The 17,606-nt window shown below is 29.2% G+C and carries 18 protein-coding genes and 1 riboswitch; of the genes, 3 read left to right on the top strand and 15 right to left on the bottom strand.

The annotated features are described in order from the left end of the window. The 5 genes from plsX to ACTG47_RS05785 form a co-directional block, all read right to left on the bottom strand. The gene (plsX, locus tag ACTG47_RS05805) at window positions 1–1,023 is read right to left on the bottom strand and encodes a phosphate acyltransferase PlsX (RefSeq protein ID WP_479926449.1); all 1,023 of its coding nucleotides are present in this window, start codon (window positions 1,021–1,023) and stop codon (window positions 1–3) included. 10 nt (window positions 1,024–1,033) lie between these two features. Further along, window positions 1,034–1,591 carry a transcription factor FapR gene (gene fapR / locus ACTG47_RS05800; protein WP_003419115.1) on the bottom strand — a complete coding sequence of 186 codons (558 nt, stop codon included), beginning with the start codon at window positions 1,589–1,591 and terminating at the stop codon, window positions 1,034–1,036. Between the two features lie 203 nt (window positions 1,592–1,794). Further along, the gene (rpmF, locus tag ACTG47_RS05795) at window positions 1,795–1,971 is read right to left on the bottom strand and encodes a 50S ribosomal protein L32 (RefSeq protein ID WP_003419113.1); all 177 of its coding nucleotides are present in this window, start codon (window positions 1,969–1,971) and stop codon (window positions 1,795–1,797) included. 24 nt (window positions 1,972–1,995) lie between these two features. Further along, the gene (locus tag ACTG47_RS05790; protein WP_169466205.1) at window positions 1,996–2,520 is read right to left on the bottom strand and encodes a DUF177 domain-containing protein; all 525 of its coding nucleotides are present in this window, start codon (window positions 2,518–2,520) and stop codon (window positions 1,996–1,998) included. Window positions 2,521–2,612: 92 nt separating this feature from the next. After that, window positions 2,613–3,809: an acetate/propionate family kinase gene (locus tag ACTG47_RS05785; RefSeq protein WP_479926448.1), complete on the bottom strand. Its 1,197-nt coding sequence runs from the start codon at window positions 3,807–3,809 to the stop codon at window positions 2,613–2,615. Between the two features lie 459 nt (window positions 3,810–4,268). On the opposite strand from ACTG47_RS05785, the gene ACTG47_RS05780 reads away from it, so the two are divergent. Next, entirely contained in the window at window positions 4,269–5,549 is a 1,281-nt protein-coding gene (locus ACTG47_RS05780) for a nucleotidyltransferase (RefSeq protein WP_479926447.1), read from the top strand. Window positions 5,550–5,809: 260 nt separating this feature from the next. Here ACTG47_RS05780 and ACTG47_RS05775 read toward each other — a convergent pair whose 3' ends face one another. The 5 genes from ACTG47_RS05775 to ACTG47_RS05755 form a co-directional block, all read right to left on the bottom strand. Further along, on the bottom strand, window positions 5,810–7,201 hold the full coding sequence (locus ACTG47_RS05775; RefSeq protein ID WP_479926446.1) for an FAD-binding oxidoreductase: 1,392 nt from the start codon (window positions 7,199–7,201) through the stop codon (window positions 5,810–5,812). Between the two features lie 10 nt (window positions 7,202–7,211). Beyond that, window positions 7,212–8,432 carry an electron transfer flavoprotein subunit alpha/FixB family protein gene (locus tag ACTG47_RS05770; protein ID WP_479926445.1) on the bottom strand — a complete coding sequence of 407 codons (1,221 nt, stop codon included), beginning with the start codon at window positions 8,430–8,432 and terminating at the stop codon, window positions 7,212–7,214. 13 nt (window positions 8,433–8,445) lie between these two features. Next, window positions 8,446–9,234, bottom strand: coding sequence for an electron transfer flavoprotein subunit beta/FixA family protein (locus tag ACTG47_RS05765; RefSeq protein ID WP_479926444.1), 789 nt, complete (start codon window positions 9,232–9,234; stop codon window positions 8,446–8,448). 16 nt (window positions 9,235–9,250) lie between these two features. Beyond that, window positions 9,251–10,525, bottom strand: coding sequence for a nickel-dependent lactate racemase (gene larA / locus ACTG47_RS05760; protein WP_479926443.1), 1,275 nt, complete (start codon window positions 10,523–10,525; stop codon window positions 9,251–9,253). 116 nt (window positions 10,526–10,641) lie between these two features. After that, window positions 10,642–11,355 carry a FadR/GntR family transcriptional regulator gene (locus ACTG47_RS05755; protein WP_479926442.1) on the bottom strand — a complete coding sequence of 238 codons (714 nt, stop codon included), beginning with the start codon at window positions 11,353–11,355 and terminating at the stop codon, window positions 10,642–10,644. Between the two features lie 124 nt (window positions 11,356–11,479). Between ACTG47_RS05755 and ACTG47_RS05750 the strand changes: the two genes are divergently transcribed. Together ACTG47_RS05750 and ACTG47_RS05745 are read left to right on the top strand one after the other, a co-directional pair. Further along, window positions 11,480–12,739, top strand: coding sequence for a nucleoside recognition domain-containing protein (locus ACTG47_RS05750; protein ID WP_479926441.1), 1,260 nt, complete (start codon window positions 11,480–11,482; stop codon window positions 12,737–12,739). A 267-nt stretch (window positions 12,740–13,006) separates the two neighbouring features. Then, window positions 13,007–13,573, top strand: a complete 567-nt coding sequence (locus tag ACTG47_RS05745; RefSeq protein WP_054269679.1) for a tyrosine-type recombinase/integrase — start codon at window positions 13,007–13,009, stop codon at window positions 13,571–13,573. Window positions 13,574–13,693: 120 nt separating this feature from the next. Here the strand turns inward: ACTG47_RS05745 and ACTG47_RS05740 are convergent, their stop codons facing one another. From ACTG47_RS05740 to ACTG47_RS05720, 5 genes are all read right to left on the bottom strand, one after another. Next, entirely contained in the window at window positions 13,694–14,896 is a 1,203-nt protein-coding gene (locus ACTG47_RS05740; RefSeq protein WP_479926440.1) for a homoserine dehydrogenase, read from the bottom strand. A gap of 102 nt (window positions 14,897–14,998) precedes the next feature. After that, a riboswitch (SAM riboswitch) is annotated at window positions 14,999–15,105 on the bottom strand. A gap of 91 nt (window positions 15,106–15,196) precedes the next feature. Continuing rightward, window positions 15,197–15,565 (bottom strand): YhbY family RNA-binding protein, encoded by a 369-nt coding sequence (locus tag ACTG47_RS05735; protein WP_054269677.1) that lies wholly within the window; start codon window positions 15,563–15,565, stop codon window positions 15,197–15,199. A gap of 29 nt (window positions 15,566–15,594) precedes the next feature. Further along, a complete protein-coding gene (gene obgE / locus ACTG47_RS05730) occupies window positions 15,595–16,872 on the bottom strand; it encodes a GTPase ObgE (RefSeq protein ID WP_479927068.1) in 1,278 nt (425 codons plus the stop codon). Between the two features lie 110 nt (window positions 16,873–16,982). Next, window positions 16,983–17,273, bottom strand: a complete 291-nt coding sequence (gene rpmA, locus ACTG47_RS05725; protein WP_003419086.1) for a 50S ribosomal protein L27 — start codon at window positions 17,271–17,273, stop codon at window positions 16,983–16,985. 13 nt (window positions 17,274–17,286) lie between these two features. Beyond that, complete coding sequence (locus tag ACTG47_RS05720; protein ID WP_479926439.1) at window positions 17,287–17,604, bottom strand: ribosomal-processing cysteine protease Prp; 318 nt, start codon at window positions 17,602–17,604, stop codon at window positions 17,287–17,289. Window positions 17,605–17,606: the final 2 nt, after the last annotated feature.

Here is a 17,606-nt window from a genome sequence, read left to right as displayed (position 1 = left end):
TTATTCATCTTCGTTATTTTTATTTTCTTCATTGTATTTGCTTATAAATTGACTGATATCTTCAACAACTTTTCCTTTTGCAAATTTTATTCCTTGATTTATAGCATTCTTTATAGCTTTGGCATCAGAGCTTCCATGAGCTTTTATAACGCCTCCATTTAGACCTAAAAGTGGAGCTCCACCATACTCAGAATAATCTATAAAACTCTTCAATTTTCTTAAATCATCCTTTATAAGTAATGCTCCTATTTTGCTTTTTGTACTTGCCATAAAAGTTTCCTTTATAAGGCTCATAACTGAAAGAGCTACACCTTCAGCAGACTTAAGTAATATATTACCTGTAAATCCATCACATACGATTATATCTGTGTATGCATTTATAACTTCTCTAGCTTCTACATTCCCTATAAAATTTAAATCTAATTTTTTAATTTCTTCATATGACCTTTTAACTAAATCATTGCCTTTGCCTTCTTCTAGTCCAACATTTGCTAATGCTACCTTAGGATTTTCAAGACCTAAAACTTTTCTTGCATAGATATTGCTCATAGCTGCAAATTCAACTAGATTTTTTGGTTTACAATCTGCATTTGCGCCACAGTCTGCTATAAGTGTCATTCCTCGCTTTACATTAGGTATTGCTGAGCATAAGCAAGGTCTATCGATTCCTTTTATTCTACCAACAACAAATAATCCACCAGCAAGTAAGGCTCCTGTATTTCCAGCTGATATTATAGCATCTGCCTTTCCTTCTTTTACAAGGTTTAATGCTACTACCATAGAAGAATCTTTTTTACTTCTTATAGCCTTTACTGGTTTATCTTCATTTTCTATAATCTCAGTAGTATGAACTATTTCTAGTTTATTTCTATCAAATTCATAATTTAAAAATTCCTTTTCTAATAAATCTTTATCTCCTGTGATTATTAAATCAACATTATATTCTTTTATAGCATTTACTGCGCCCTCTACATTAGATTTAGGTGAATTATCTCCACCCATTCCATCAATTACTATTTTCATAATTATCCTCCTAATCTAATTCTTCAAAGATAAACTTTCCTCTAAATATTTGCTCTTGAGCCTTATTATTGATAACAACTTTTACATAATGTTTCTTATCTATATTTCTATATACTTCTGCTTTTGCTATAAGTCTATCTTGTTGTTCTATCAATTTAAAACTTTTTACATTTGCAACTCTCATAATAACCTTAGGTGCATCTATTATAGCCATTGCCAATGAATCTGCTAGAGAAAATATATACGTATCTTTTAAAGTATTAGTTTTAGAGTAAATCATGTCTTGTGTAACTTCTAACATAGATATACCTAATCGCCCTACAGATAAATCAATGATTTCTCCTGTAATTTCCTTTACTCCTAAAGTCTTTACTTTTGAACTCTGAGTTTCTGCTATTGATTTGACTCTTTCTCTTAGCTCTGGTATGTTTAGACTCATTCTATCTAATCTTATAGTCTGTATACTTACATCAAACAGACTTGATAATTCTTCATCAGTATAAAAAGGATCCGTCTTTAGCATATCTATAAGCTCTTTTTGTCTTTGGGCTTTACTTTTCTTTTTCATGTTCCCTCCAAATTTTATAGCTGTAATTAGTACCAGCTACTAATAGTAGTATATAGTAACACACAAAAATTTTCAATACTTATATTATTATTTTTCTATTTTTTAATATGCATAAAATCCACTTATTTCTCTAGTAAATCATCTTATTTTTATATGTACAAAAAAAACATGTAGAGTATACTCTACATGTTTTTTAGAAGCTATTACTTAGACACGACTTCTTTACCTTTATAATATCCACAGTCTGGACACACTCTATGTGGTAATTTTGGCTCATGACATTGTGGGCAACTTACAAATCCTGTTGCTTCCATCTTTGAGTTAGCTGCTCTTCTCATTTTTGTGTTTGATTTAGACGTTTTACGCTTTGGTACTGCCATTTACGCCACCTCCTTAGTCAAAATTTAATTAAATAAATCTTTTAATTTAGCAAAACGAGGATCTATGTATTCCTCATCGTTTGTAATTTCACTGCAAGAACATTCTCCTTCATTTAAGTTTGCTCCGCATACTTGACAAAGACCTTTACAGTTTTCACTACAAAGAACCTTATGAGGTACATTAAAATCTAATGTCTGTTCTATTATATCAATAAGGTCGATTTCTTCGCCATCGAATATAAAAGGATCAAATTCCTCAAATTCATCTTCATCATAATCTTCTTCTTTTACTAAAAAACCTTGTATAGAATACTCTAGTGGTATTTCTATTGCTTTAAGACATCTTGAACAATTGTCAACAATTGTAAAATTGACATCTATATCTAGATATAAACCTTTATTAGTCTTTGACACTTTCCCTTTTAAATTTACAGGTGATACTAATTTGTAAATCTCATCACAATAACTAATAGTATCAATTTTTTCACAAAAATTCAAGTCTATTTTATCAGTTTCTTTTCTATTTATTTTTTCTATGCTAACTTTCATTAAGTTCACCTCAACATATCACCAAATTTATTATACAAATCTAGCATTTGTTTGTCAAGTATTTTTACTTGATAGGCATAAGTTTGCTTAAATTATTTTACTAATCTTAATGTATCTCTAGCTATCATTAATTCTTCGTTAGTTGGTATTAAAAGCATTTTTACTTTAGAATCAGAAGTAGATATTATTGTTTCTTTTCCTCTAACATCATTAGCTTCTTTATCTAACTTCATTCCTAAGAACTCCATATTAGAAGCTATATCTGCTCTTATAGCTTTTCCATTTTCGCCAACACCAGCAGTAAATACTACGACATCCAATCCATTCATCTCAGCAGCATAAGCACCTATATATTTTTGTACCTTTTTAACATAAGCTTCTAATGTTGCTTGAGCTCTTTCATCTCCATTTTTAGCTGCATCTTCTATATCTCTGAAGTCACTAGAAATTCCAGTCATTCCATATACTCCAGATTCTTTATTCATTAATTTATCTAATCCATCAGCATCTAAACCTTCTTTTCTCATCAAGAAAGGTAATATAGCTGGGTCTATATCTCCACATCTAGTTCCCATTATTAAACCTTCTAATGGAGTGAATCCCATAGATGTATCTACACATTTTCCACCATCAACAGCAGCTATAGAAGCTCCATTTCCTAAATGACAAGTTACTATTTTTAAATCTTTTATATCTTTTCCTAATATATCTGCTGCTTTTTGAGATACATAGTTGTGAGAAGTTCCGTGGAATCCATATCTTCTTACACCATACTTAGTATATAACTCATGAGGTAAGCCATATAAATATGAAGATTTAGGCATTGTTTGATGGAAAGCAGTATCAAATACTCCTACCATTGGTACGTCTGGAAGTATAGCTTTACAAGCATCTATTCCCATTATGTTTGCTGGATTATGAAGTGGTGCTAAATCTATACATTCTTTTAAAGCTTCTTCTACTTCTGGAGTTATTACTACTGAAGTAGCAAATTTTTCTCCAGCATGTACAACTCTATGTCCTACTGCATCTATTTCTTTCATTTCTTTAACTGCACCAAATTCTGGATGAGCAACAGCTTCTAAAACTAATGCTATTGCATCTTTGTGGTCCTTCATTGGTTGTTCAACAATGTATTTATCATCTCTACCTGCTTTTTCATGTTTTAGTATAGAACCTTCTATTCCTATTCTCTCAACTAGTCCTATACATAAAACTTCTTCATTACTCATATCTATTAATTGATATTTTAATGAAGAACTCCCACAGTTTAATACTAATATTTTCATTATTATTTCCTCCTTAGATTTTTATAAATAATATGTAATAAGTTTTGATTTGTAATAAGTGTCTAAATAAAACTCTATCTTTTATTATTTTGTCATAGATATATTATTGTATACATTAAACGATTTTCATAAATAATATATCACCTTTTAATATAAAAGTATATACTTTTTTTTTATATTATATCATATTTCTAGTATGGTAATTTGTGTATTTTCCTAATAATATATTAACAAATTAACTTAATGTAGATTATTCTTTCCCATTTGCTATAATAATATAATATAAAGCTCTAATAAAGTTATTTTAATAACATTTAAGTAGTTTTTTACTATGTAGTATTTCTACATTTTTATAACTTTTTTTACGTTTTTTAGTTTTATAATTAAAAATTCAAATTTTATATATATTTTAATAAATTACGATATATATAAAATAACTAAAGATAGAAGGAGTATTTTATGAATGTACTTGGATTAATAGTTGAATACAACCCATTTCATAATGGACATATATATCATTTGTCTAAATCTATAGAAAAAACAAATGCAACACATACTGTAGCAATAATGAGTGGAAATTTTCTACAAAGAGGCGAACCAGCTTTATTTGATAAATATACTAGAGCAAAGATTGCTGTCGAAAATGGTGTAGACTTAGTTATAGAATTACCAACTTTATTTGCTTGCCAAAGTGCTGAAATTTTTTCTCAGGGTGCTATAACAATTTTAAATTCTCTAAACTGTATAAATTCCATATGTTTTGGTAGTGAAGAAGGAAATACAGAAATTCTTTACAATATTGCAGAAATTTTAGCAAGTGAACCAAATGAATTCAAATTATTTTTAAAAAGATATTTAGATGATGGCATATTGTTTCCAACAGCTAGAGCTAATGCACTCTTTGATTATATACATCAATACAAAGAAAATGGCTTCATGCAGAATTATTCAAAGGAACAACTATCAAAAACACTAAATTCATCAAACAATATACTTGGAATAGAATATATAAAAAATCTTATCCATCTAAACAGTAATATAAAACCATTTACTATCCCTAGAGTTCAGTCAGAATACAATTCTGAAGAAATTAATAGTAATATTTGTTCTGCCACTGCTATAAGAACTTCACTTAAAGAAAATAATAGCCTTTTTTATTTAAAAGATGTTGTCCCAGAAAAAACTTATAATGTCTTAAAAGAAAAAATAGATAATGGTTTTTTACCTATGTTTGATGATTTTTTCTTTGATACTTTAGAGACAATTATACTTAGAGATGTAGACAGTTTAAAAGATTTCTTTGAAGTAAATGAAGGTATAGAAAATAAAATCTACAAAGATATTTTTACATCTAAATCTTTGTATGAACTACAACTATCAATTAAATCTAAGCGATATACTTTAACTAAAATCAAACGCACTTTAAATAATATATTGTTAGGTATTAAAAAAAGTGATGTGCAACTTGTAAAAAACATAGATGCCATTCCTTATGTAAGAATACTCGCTTTTAATGATAAAGGCAGAGAAATTTTAAAAGAAATAAAAAATAAGTCTGAAGTAGAAATAATAAATAAATTTTCAAATATATCATTTTCATTAGATGATGTGATTTTTAGAACGCTCATAAGTTATGATATAAAATCTACAAATATATACAACTCAGTGTATTATAAAAATAATAAAAGTTTAATAAAAGGTCCTATGGATTTTTATACTCATCCAATCTATGTAAAATAAATTTTTAAGATAAAAATATTTATAAAAGACTATTTTATTAATACTTTGTACAAAACATAATAATCTTACTTTAATATATATACACATGCTTTTAGGATGGCAACATCAACTTAAATATTATCTTACTTTCTAAATTTAAGTAAATATTGCCATCCTAAAACTTTTACAATTTAGCTTCTTATTTAAAAGTAACTTTTAAAATATTACATTTAAATTTCATTTTATATTTTCTCCTCACAAACATTGTTAAATTAATATTTCTAATATATTTTTCCTGGATTTAAAATATTTTTAGGGTCAAAAGCTAACTTTATATTTTTAATTAACATCATATAAGAATCTGAATTTGATTCATGTAAGTACTCTTTTTTAGCATATCCTATACCATGCTCCCCAGAAACTTGACCATTAAGTTCTCTGGACTTTCTGTACATACTGTCAAAAGCTTCTTTTAATTTTGTCTTCCATGTATTATCATCCATACCATCTTTTAAAATATATATGTGTAGATTTCCATCTCCTGCATGACCAAAACTTTTTATTCTTATTTTTAATTCATCTTGAAGCTCATGAGTATATCTTATAAACTCTGCTATCTTATCTCTTGGAACAACAACATCACATTCATCCATTTGTGTTGTGGATGCCTTTATAGCCTCTAAAAAGGCCCCTCTAGCTGACCATATAGAATCATTTCTTTCCTGTGTATCTGAGATAAACACATCTAATGCGCCATTTTCCAGACATAAATTAGCTACCTTTTCATATTCTTTTTCTATATCTTCAGTGCTATTTCCATCAAACGTAAGTAGGAGATAGGCATCTGATGTATTGTCTGGAAACTTCTTACCTAAAAATTCTTCTGCTGCTAGTATTACATCTCTTTCCATAAATTCTATTGCTGTTGGTATTGATTTTGATTTTATTATTTTAGGAACAGTTTCGATTGCCATTGACAGATTTGGAAATGGTATAAGTAAACTTATACTTTTCTTTGGCAGTGGAAGCAACTTTAATATAGCTTTAGTGACTATTCCTAAAGTTCCTTCTGAACCTACTAATAAGTCCTTTATACTATACCCAGAACTATTTTTAACCACTTTTCCACCTACATTTATAATATCTCCATTTGGCAATACAACTTCAAGACCTCTTACATAATCCCTTGTAACACCATATTTTACTGCTCTCATACCACCTGCATTAGTATTTATATTACCAGCAATTGTAGCACTTTTTTCACCTGGGTCAGGTGGATAAAATAAATCTCTTTCTTGAACATATTGACCTATTGTCATCAATAATACTCCTGGTTCCACTGTTAATGTTAAGTTTTCATAATCAACTTCAAGTATCTTATTCATTTTACACAGATTAATCATTATTCCACCATTTATGGCAACAGCAGCACCTACAAGACCAGTTCCTTGACCTCTTGGTGTAACTGGTATATTATTTTTATATGCGTATTTCATTATTTTAGATACTTGTTCAGTTTCAACTATATTTACTAAAACTTCAGGATATTTTTCAATTCCTCCAAGTTCATCATGTGAAAAATCTTCATTTATATCACTTCCAAATATTACGTTTTCTTCTCCACAAGTATCTATTAAAAAATCTATATCTTTTTTATCGATTAATTTGTACATTTCTATCCCCCTATTTGGCTGCTGATGCCATATATATTTGATTATCATCTTTTTTATCTTCTATCTTTTCAATCAATTTAGGAATAATATCATAAATATCACCTATTAAAGCTAGGTGAGCTACATCAAGTATAGGAGCCTTATCATCTTTATTTATAGCTACTATATAATCAGCACCTTGCATCCCTGCAACAAATTGAACAGCTCCAGATACACCACAAGTTATTATAAGTTTAGGTTTTACAGTTCTACCACTAAGACCTATTTGTTTTTTAGCATCTATCCATCCTGCTTCTATCACAGGTCTTGTTCCTGCTACTTGAGCATTTAATTTATTAGCTAACTTGTATATCATCTCCATATCCTCTTGCTTCTTTATTGCTCTACTTGCAACAACTATTACTTCAGCTTCTTCTAAACCAACTTCTTTATTTTTTTCTTTTACACTCAATACTTTAATTTTAGAAGTTAACTCTTTTTTTTCTATTTGACATAAAGTAATCTTTCCTGTAGCATTCTCTACTTTTTCTGGCACTGAAAATATTTTGTATCTTACTGTAGCAAATTGTGGTCTATTATTAGGTGTATTTATATGAGCCATTATATTTCCACCAAATGCTGGTCTTATTTGGTCTAAATCAGTATTTGATTGAATATCAAGTATTGTACAATCTGCTGTAAGACCAGTTCTAAATCTAGCAGCAAGTCTTGGAGCTAACGACCTACCTAGTGTAGTTCCACCTACTAGCATTATTGTTGGCTTTATATTATTGATAAAAGTTTCTATAGCTTTTGCATATGGTTCTATCCTAAACTCTTTAAATTCATCCTCATTATATACGAATACTTCGTCTACACCATAAGAAATCAAATTATTACACTTATCTTTTATATCTTTTCCTACAAACACACAATATACAGGTTGTTTTATTTTTGATGCCATCTCACGAGCTTTTCCTATAAGCTCATATGTCACAGGATGTATATTTCCATTGTGATGTTCCACATATACTGCAATCCCCCTCCATTCATCCTTATTTATTTGTACTTTAGCACTCTCTATAAATTCAAATGCACCTTTTGGCCCACTTTTGACACATAACTTACACATCTTACAGCCAGCACTTATTTCTACTAGACCTGATTTTTCTTCTATAGCCCCAAAAGGACATATTTCTAATACTCCTTTTAAATCAGTTATTTTATCTTGATTTACAATTATCTTTGACATTTATTAATCCTCCTTAAACTAATTTTAATTCCTCTAATTTATTTATAAGTGCAGAACTTAAATCATCTGCATTTCCTCTTACAATATTTTTATCTGTGTTTGGACTTGGAGGAAATATTTTTACAACTTGAGTAGGAGAACCATTAAGTCCATAGTTGTTTTCATCTTTGTCTTCAAAGTCATCTAAGTTATATATAGGTATTTTTCTTTCTTTAGTATCTAATTTTAATTTAAAGGAAGGTAATCTCGGTTGAAAAATATCTTTTTCTACAGTTATCAAACATGGATATTCGATTTCACACACTTGCAAATCATTTGGCATATCTATTTCAACAACTATACTTTTATCTTTAACATCAATTAATTTTGTGACATTAGTAACATGAGGTATATCTAAAAACTCAGCTATTTCAGGTCCAACCTGTGCTGTATCACCATCAGTGGTTTGTTTTCCACATATTATTAAGTCTACCTTTCCCATTTTCTTAATGCCTTGTGATATAGTATAAGACGTAGCCAATACATCAGCTCCTCCAAATCTTCTATCACTTATTAATGCTCCTTCATCAGCTCCCATCATAAAGCTCTCTTCTATTACTTTTTTTGCTTGAGGAGGGCCCATACTAAGTACTTTTAGATTAGCTCTTTTTTCTTTTTTTATTCTAAGTGCTGTTTCTAAAGCATATAGGTCATAAGGATTCATTTTTGAATCTACTCCATCTCTCTTTAGTACTCCTGTGGCTTCATCAACTTCTACTGAAGTTGTTCCAGGTACTTGTTTTATACATGTCAAAATTTCCATAAAGTACACCCCTTTTTTATTTAACTATAACTGACACTCCATCAGGTATAACTACTATCTTACTATCTCTACCAACTATACTAGTCGCCATATCTAAAGCTTCTTCAAATTTAAATGCATGCTTCATATGCATTTTTTTTATCATTTCAGGATTACATTTATCTGTTACCATTATCACAGTATATTTAGACAGTATCCTTGCTAATATTTGAAATTCCCATTGGTCTGGAATTGTATCGCATCTACCAACACTCCTGATTTTTTCTAGTAGTTGTTTTGGAGAATCTGCATTTGCTACATTCTCATAAAAAGATTGACCTCCATGACCATCATTACATGCTGCAATCATTATTATTACTCCACCGTCTCTACAAGTGGCCTCTGCTGCCGTCATCCCCTTAACTGCTTGATAAATATTTTGGTCTAACGGATATCCTCCATTTGTAGTTACAACAATATCAGATTTTATGGAATTTACTTTTGATAATTCTGTTACAAATTCACAACCTTTAGCATGTGCTTTTTCGACATCACCAGCAAAGGATGCAACTATCTTTTTATCTTTATCTATTACAACATTCAGTATGAATGCTAACTTCGCAACTTTAGCTGCATATACCATATCTTCATGAATAGGATTATGCTTTAATTTTCCAGTCCTTGAATTATCACTATCTATAAAGTCACTACAATGGTTGTACATTATAGTCTTTGCAGATGCTATTCCTGGAAGTACACTTTTTCTTCCACCTGAAAAACCTGCAAAAAAATGTGGTTCTATAAATCCTTCTGCTATTAAAAGTTCTGCCTCATATGCTAGTTTATTTATATATAAATCCCCACCTGAAGGTAATACTCCCACTTTACACATAGATTCGTCATCAGTAGATATATGCATAACTATATCCTCATTATCTACTATTTCTTCTCCCATTTTATAAACTAACTCTTCTCTTGTACTTGGCCTATGAAACCCAGTTGCCACTATAATTTTCACATCAATATCTGGATTGACCTTCCTAATTCGTCTTAATATAATTGGCATAGTTATTTTACTTGGTACAGGTCTTGTATGGTCACTTGTAATTATGACCACATTCTTTTTCCCCTTAACTAGTTCTTCCAGTGGATAAGAACCTATTGGATTATTCATAGATTCTTCAACAATTTCTTCTTGAGTTTTGTGTTCTATACAATTATCCGATTTTGCTTCCAAAACACCAGTAAAACGTTTCTCAGGTATTTGTAAAATCATTCCTTGCTTTGAATACGGTACTTTTAACTTTACCATTTTTAATCTCCCATTATATAAACTATAAAATTGGTATGTGGTCATACCAGTTTCACACTTATATGATAATACCATTATATACCATTTGCAAGAATAATTTATTTTATAACAAACTTTTAATTTTCATTTTTTCTATAATTTTCACTTATAAACTTCATATGTTCTTTTGCTTTTTCACATGCAAGTTCTAAATTATTTTCTACAACTGCATTATATATGGCCTCATGTTGTTCAAGTAATATATGTTCATTTAAAGGTTCTGCTATTATTTTTTCCCTTGCATCTTCTATAAATCCATCAAATAATTTTGAGGCTGTCATAAAAAGACTTTGAATTAAATAATTTTTACTTATTGTAGCTAATTTACTGTGAAATTTTTGGTCTAACAAAACTAACGCTTGATTATTGTCTTTTCTCTTAGTTTCTATTCTCATTTCATCTATTATATTTTTAAGTTCTATAGATTCATGAGAAGTTATTCTCTTTGAAGCGAGTTTTGCAATTTCAATCTCTAAAATTATTCTAAGCTCTAATATGTCTTCAAGTGTTCCATTATTAAGTTTAAAAATCATAGATAATGGTTCTATCAAAGTTTTTTCTATATTTGTACATATAAAGTTTCCTTCACCTTGTCTACTCTCTATTACTCCCATTGTTTCTAATACTCTGATAGCTTCTCTAATAGATGTTCTACTTACATTCATTTGCTCAGACAATTCTCTTTCTGACAGTAATTTATCTCCTTTTTTTAATTCTCCATTTAGTATTTTATATTGTATTTGTTCAATTACTTGTTCATAAACTTTCTTACTAGCTATACTATTAAACATTTTTTCCTCCAATATGATAGTCGTTCTTGTAATATATATCTATTATATATCTTAAGCCATTACATTCATATATTTTTATTACTTTTAATATAATATCTTATAACTCAAATTTATAGGTGATATTATGAAAAAAAATAAAATTATTGCTTTTTTTGCTCCAGCTATTATAGTTGGAGTTCTAGTTTTTGGTATTATCCTATACCCAAATGAAGCTATAAAATCTGCAAGAGAAGGTTTCTCTATATGGTCTAACGTTCTAGTTCCATCACTACTGCCATTCATAATTGGTGCAAACCTGATTGTCGATTTAAAAATAGTGGATATTATAGGATTTATTATTAATCCCATAACTAGACTCGTGTTTAATGTCTCAGGTAAAAGCGCTTTAGCTTTTGCAATATCAGCAGTATCTGGTTATCCAGTAGGGGTAAGTTTGGCTTCTGAATTTAGAAATAATAGACAAATTTCTAAACATGAGGCACAAAGACTTGTTTCTTTTTGTTCTACATCAGGACCTTTATTTATAATAGGCTCTGTTGGTACTGGTATGTTTCAAAATTCAAATTTAGGTTATTTAATGATTCTATGCCATTATCTAGGAACTATATTGGTAGGTCTCTTTTTTAGAAATTATGGTAATGAAAGTCTTCCAAAGACAAAACTAGATTTAAAAACAAACATAAAAAATATAATAAATCTTCGAAATTCAAGTGGAAATGGCTTTTTCGTTTTATTTGGAAATGCTGTATTTAATGGAGTAAACACTTTACTCACAGTTGGTGGATTTGTAATTGTTTTTTCAGTAGTATTTAAAATACTATCACTTTTCAATGTAATATCATTAATAGCATCAGTTTTATATTTACCACTTTCATTTTTAGGTGTAAACAAAGAACTCTGTCAAGCATTTGTAAGTGGTCTATTTGAAATTACTATAGGTTGTAATAAGGTGTCCAGTATAACAAGTGCTCCAGAAATATTAAGAGCATCTTTGGCTAGTTTTTTAATAGGATTTAGTGGATTATCCATACTAGCTCAATGTTGTACATTTTTATCAAAAACGGACATAGATTTAAAATTATACATATTAAGTAAGTTTGCCCATGGAATCTTAGCTGCTCTCTTTATATTTATACTTTATCCTATTGCAAACTCTACTGTATTGGTTTCTAGTTTTGCTGATACATATAATGTTATATATAATAACTTAATCTGGTTTTATTATCTTAGCTATTATGACACAATTCTTCAAATTGTAGTAATAATTTACCTAATTTCAGCTTTATTTATTGCTAAAAAACATATGAAAAGTTTATCTACAAATGGAAAACTAATCAGATATAAAAACACTTTCTCCATTAAGAAATTTATACGAAAAAAATAAAAATCACAAAAATTGACTAAATACTTCCATTTTTTTATTATATTTGTCATAATTTTAATAACCTTTTTAATTAGTTTAACAACACAGTTATTTCATCACAATTTTATAATTTTATTAGTAAATATTTTTCAAAAAATTCTCCTTAATCACATATATCACGCTTGCATAAGTTAATTGGTATATTTTTCCATTATATAATATTTCATTTATATTATATAATAAATACCGACCTAAACTTACCAAATCAAATAAGAGGAGTGGTTGAAAATGGCAACAAGACCTATAGAGATAGACGAATATAAAAAGATAATGGAACTATTACATACTGGCTTTATTTATAGTGAAAATGGCGTTGAAAAAAGATTTAGAAAAAATCCTAAAGTTGCATTGGCACTAATGTTAGAAGCTAATTTAGGTCTAAGAATATCAGATATTTTAAGATTAAAAATAGGAAATTTTAAAGGTAACATGTTAGAAATAAATGAAAAAAAGACAGGTAAATTACAGTATAGACCGGTTAATAAAAATATAATTGAATCTATAAATGAACATGCAAGAAAGTATAATCTTAAATCAAACGACTACTTAGTAAATATAAAAACAAAAGCTATTCAAAAACAGTTGAGGATAATTTGTAGATACTTAAATTTGTATAATATAAGCACACATAGCTTTAGAAAGCTCTATGCTACTACTCAGTTTGAAAAGAGTAATAATAACTTAGAGTTAGTTAAGGAACTCTTAAATCACAGCTCTGTGGCCACTACACAGAGATATATAAGGGTAACTCAACAAGCTATTAATGAAGCTAGTGAAAATTTCTTTATTGGTTAATTATAACGTATTTATTTTTCTATTATCTTATTAATTCACCAGATATTAAAAAGGTGAAGTAAAACAAAATAAATATTTTGTTTTACTTCACCTTAAATTTTATAATTATATATAAACATATTAATCTATCTTTAATAATTTTTTTACCGATTTACTATAATTATTTCTTTTTACATCTTCCAAAAGTCTATCGATTTCATGTTCTGACTTTGCATTTACAAAAATTGCTAATTCTTCATCATCTATAATGTCATAGCTATCTACATATTTATCTAGACATTTTAAAATTCCATCTTTATTATACCCATCAAATCTAACTACAGCACTACATTCATCTTCTATAAGTCCACTTAAATCCAATCTACCTTTTGAGAAAGATTTTATATTTGCATTTCTTTTATCTATTACATCTATAATGTCAGCATAAACAGCACTACCTGTTGCACCTCTTCCAGCTCCCTTACCTACAAAAGAAAGCTCACCTACTGAATCACCTACTAAAATTACTACATTAAACTCATTATCTATCTTTGAAAGCATATTATCATTATCAACTAATGCTGGCCTAACAAATCCACTTACTTCTCCTGATTCATACTTACTTCTAGCAACTAACTTTATCTTACAATTTAATTTTTTTGCATATTCTATGTCTTTTTCATCTATTGAAGTTATTCCTTCTAATAATAAATCTTTCCAATATACTATTTTTCCATAAGATAAAGTAGATAATATAGATAATTTTCTAGCACTATCATATCCTAAAACATCTGCATCTGGGTTAACTTCTGCAAATCCCAATTCTTGTGCTTGTTTTAAAGCTACATCATATGGTAAATTTTCATCATACATCTTCGATAATATAAAATTACAAGTTCCATTCAAGATAGCATTTATACTCTTTATATTGTTACCTTCTAAAGATTCTATCAATGGCTTTAGAACTGGAATACCACCTGCCACAGATGCCTCAAATTTTATACTAACATCATTTAAGTTAGCTAATTCTATAAGGTCACTACCTCTCTCTGCAAGTAAGTCTTTATTGGCTGTTACTACATGTATCTTTTTATTTAACGCTCTTGTTACATAATCAAAAGCTGGATTCAATCCTCCAATTAATTCAACCAGTGTATCAATATCCTTATCAAATATATCTTCTATATTTGTTGTTATCTTGTCAAAATACTTCTTAGACTTATGTTTCTCTTTATTTTTAACTAAAATTCCAACTATTTCTATGTCTCTTTTTGAATTATTATTTTCTATTAAATCAATTAATCCGCTTCCTACTGTTCCATATCCTAATATTGCTATCTTCACTGTTACATACCCCCATCATTTTGATTATATTAAATTATTTATATGTATAAATATCCTAATTAAAAAAGCTTGAGTATAAACTCAAGCCATATGACGGGTTTATACTCATCTTTCAGCATAACTGCTGCAGGATTTAGCACCAATGTATAATAAAATATACTGGTTGCCGGGCTTCATAGGGCCAGTCCCTCTGCCTCTCTTGATAAGATTGCTAATTTAAATTTATGTTTAATAGTATAATACAACTTCTATCAATTGTCACTATTTTTTTTACTTATTTTACTAAAAGTATATAGGCTATTATCTAACCGCTCTTTTAGTTGGTTTCCCTTTTTTTGTAACATTATTATTTTTAATCTTTGCTTTTGCCTGTTCATGTCCTGGGAATAGTATCTTAGGTTCCTCAACATTTCTTTTATAAATAGTAAATTTAAAACCAATAGCTTGCACAAATTCAGCTCTTAGAGCTTCACATACTGCATTAGCAGTTTCTTTAGCATCAAGCCCTGCATTTTCCAGTATAGTAACCTTTACTAATTCTCTAACTCTTAACATATCATCTAATTGCTCTAAGAAACTTTCTGTGACACCTTCTTTACCAATTTGTGTAGTAGGTTTTAAAGTATTTGCCAAAGATCTTAAATACGCTCTTTGTTTTCCTTTTAACATATTTTCACCTCTATAATTCTATACTAAAATTAATTGTAAAATTCAAATTCCAATTCGTAAATTCTAACTATATCTCCATCCTCTATTCCCATCTCTCTAAGTCTGTCAAACACGCCTTGACCTTCCATAGCTTTTTGGAAATATTGAAGAGATTCCATATCATCAAAATTTACAGAATACATTATTCTTCTAAGTGCTTTACCTGTAACTACATACACTCCATCTTCAATATCTATACTCAATTCTTCTTCAGTACCAATATCAAGCTCTGGTCTGTACATTTCTTCTTCTGAAACTAATTCTATATCTTCTACTTCTTTTAGAAGTTTAGATACATAAGTTATTACATCATCTATTCCTTCACGAGTTGCAGCAGACATTTTAAAAACTGTATATCCTCTGCCCTCTAATTCATTCTTAAATGTCTCAAACTTGCTTTCATCTTCTAATATATCAAATTTATTTGCAACTACAATTTGTGGTCTCTTTGAAAGCTTTTCATTGTACAATCTAAGTTCATCATTTATCTTATCAAAATCTTCAATAGGGTCTCTGCCCTCTAATCCAGATATATCTACAATATGTATCAATACCTTAGTTCTCTCTACATGTCTTAAAAACTCATGGCCTAATCCTATCCCTTCAGAAGCACCTTCTATAATTCCAGGTATGTCTGCAAGTACAAAACTATCTCCAAACTTAGTTTGAACAACACCTAAATTTGGTGTCAATGTTGTAAAGTGATAGTTTGCAATTTTTGGTTTTGCCTTAGTTACTACTGATAGAAATGTTGATTTACCTACATTAGGAAATCCTAAAAGCCCTACATCTGCTATCATTTTAAGTTCAAGAGTTACCCATCTTTCTTCTCCATCTGTACCAGACTTTGCAAAAGCTGGAGCTTGTCTTACTGCATTGGCAAAGTGTTGATTTCCTTTACCACCTATACCACCTTTTGCAACTACAGCTATATCTCCTTCTTTCTTTAAATCTGCTAATACAAGACCTGTAGCCTCATCTCTTATTACTGTGCCTGCTGGTACTTTTAATACTAAATTTTCTCCATTTTTACCAGCTCTTTTACCTTTGCTTCCGTCGCCACCATTTTGAGCTTGATATTTTTTTTGGTACTTAAAGTCCATTAGAGTTCTAAGACCTAAATCAACTTCAAATATGATGCTTGCTCCACGACCACCATCTCCGCCATCTGGTCCACCAGCTGGAACGTATTTTTCTCTTCTAAATGCTACCGAACCATTTCCACCATTTCCAGCCCTAACAAATATTCTTGCCTTATCTATAAACAAATTCTTCACCTACTTAATTAAAAACTTTTAATTAGCATTACCAAAAACACTATTATAAATTCATCAGTACTATAAGAAAAAGGAGTGCCTCAACACTCCTTTTATGTATATTACTCAGCTATTGCTACTGGATATATACTAACTTTTTTTCTCTTCTTGTCTTTTCTTTCGAATTTAACAGTACCATCAACTAATGCAAATAAAGTATCATCGCTACCTTTTCCAACATTAGTTCCTGGATGTATTTTAGTTCCTCTTTGTCTAACTATTATACTTCCAGCAGTTACTAATTGACCATCAAATCTTTTAACACCTAATCTTTTAGATATAGAATCTCTCCCATTTTTAGAAGAACCTACCCCTTTTTTAGATGCTAATAATTGTAAATTCATGTTTAACATATGGAGTCACCCCCTACTTTTTTAAAATTTTTATATTTTTTGGGTATTCCCGTTTAATTTCTTCAACCGCTAATTGAAAGTGATTTAGTAATAATTGTGCATCTTTTATATGTATATCTTTAACTATACATTCTATATGACCTTCTTCTCCTATTACTTTTTCAAATTCAATCTTTTGTAATTTGTCTAAAGAATTTATAACTGCAATAGCATTAGATGTAACTGCAGCACACACTATATCATAGCCTATTTCAGCAAAATCAGCATGTCCCTTTAAACAAAAACCTTGTATCAAGAAATCATCATTATAATAATACTTTACTTTTATCATAA

It is taken from the genome of Clostridioides sp. LIBA-6622 (genome assembly GCF_056716095.1).
The sequence above is the reverse complement of the archived record's forward strand: the minus strand, read 5'-3'. Positions and strand labels throughout refer to the sequence as shown.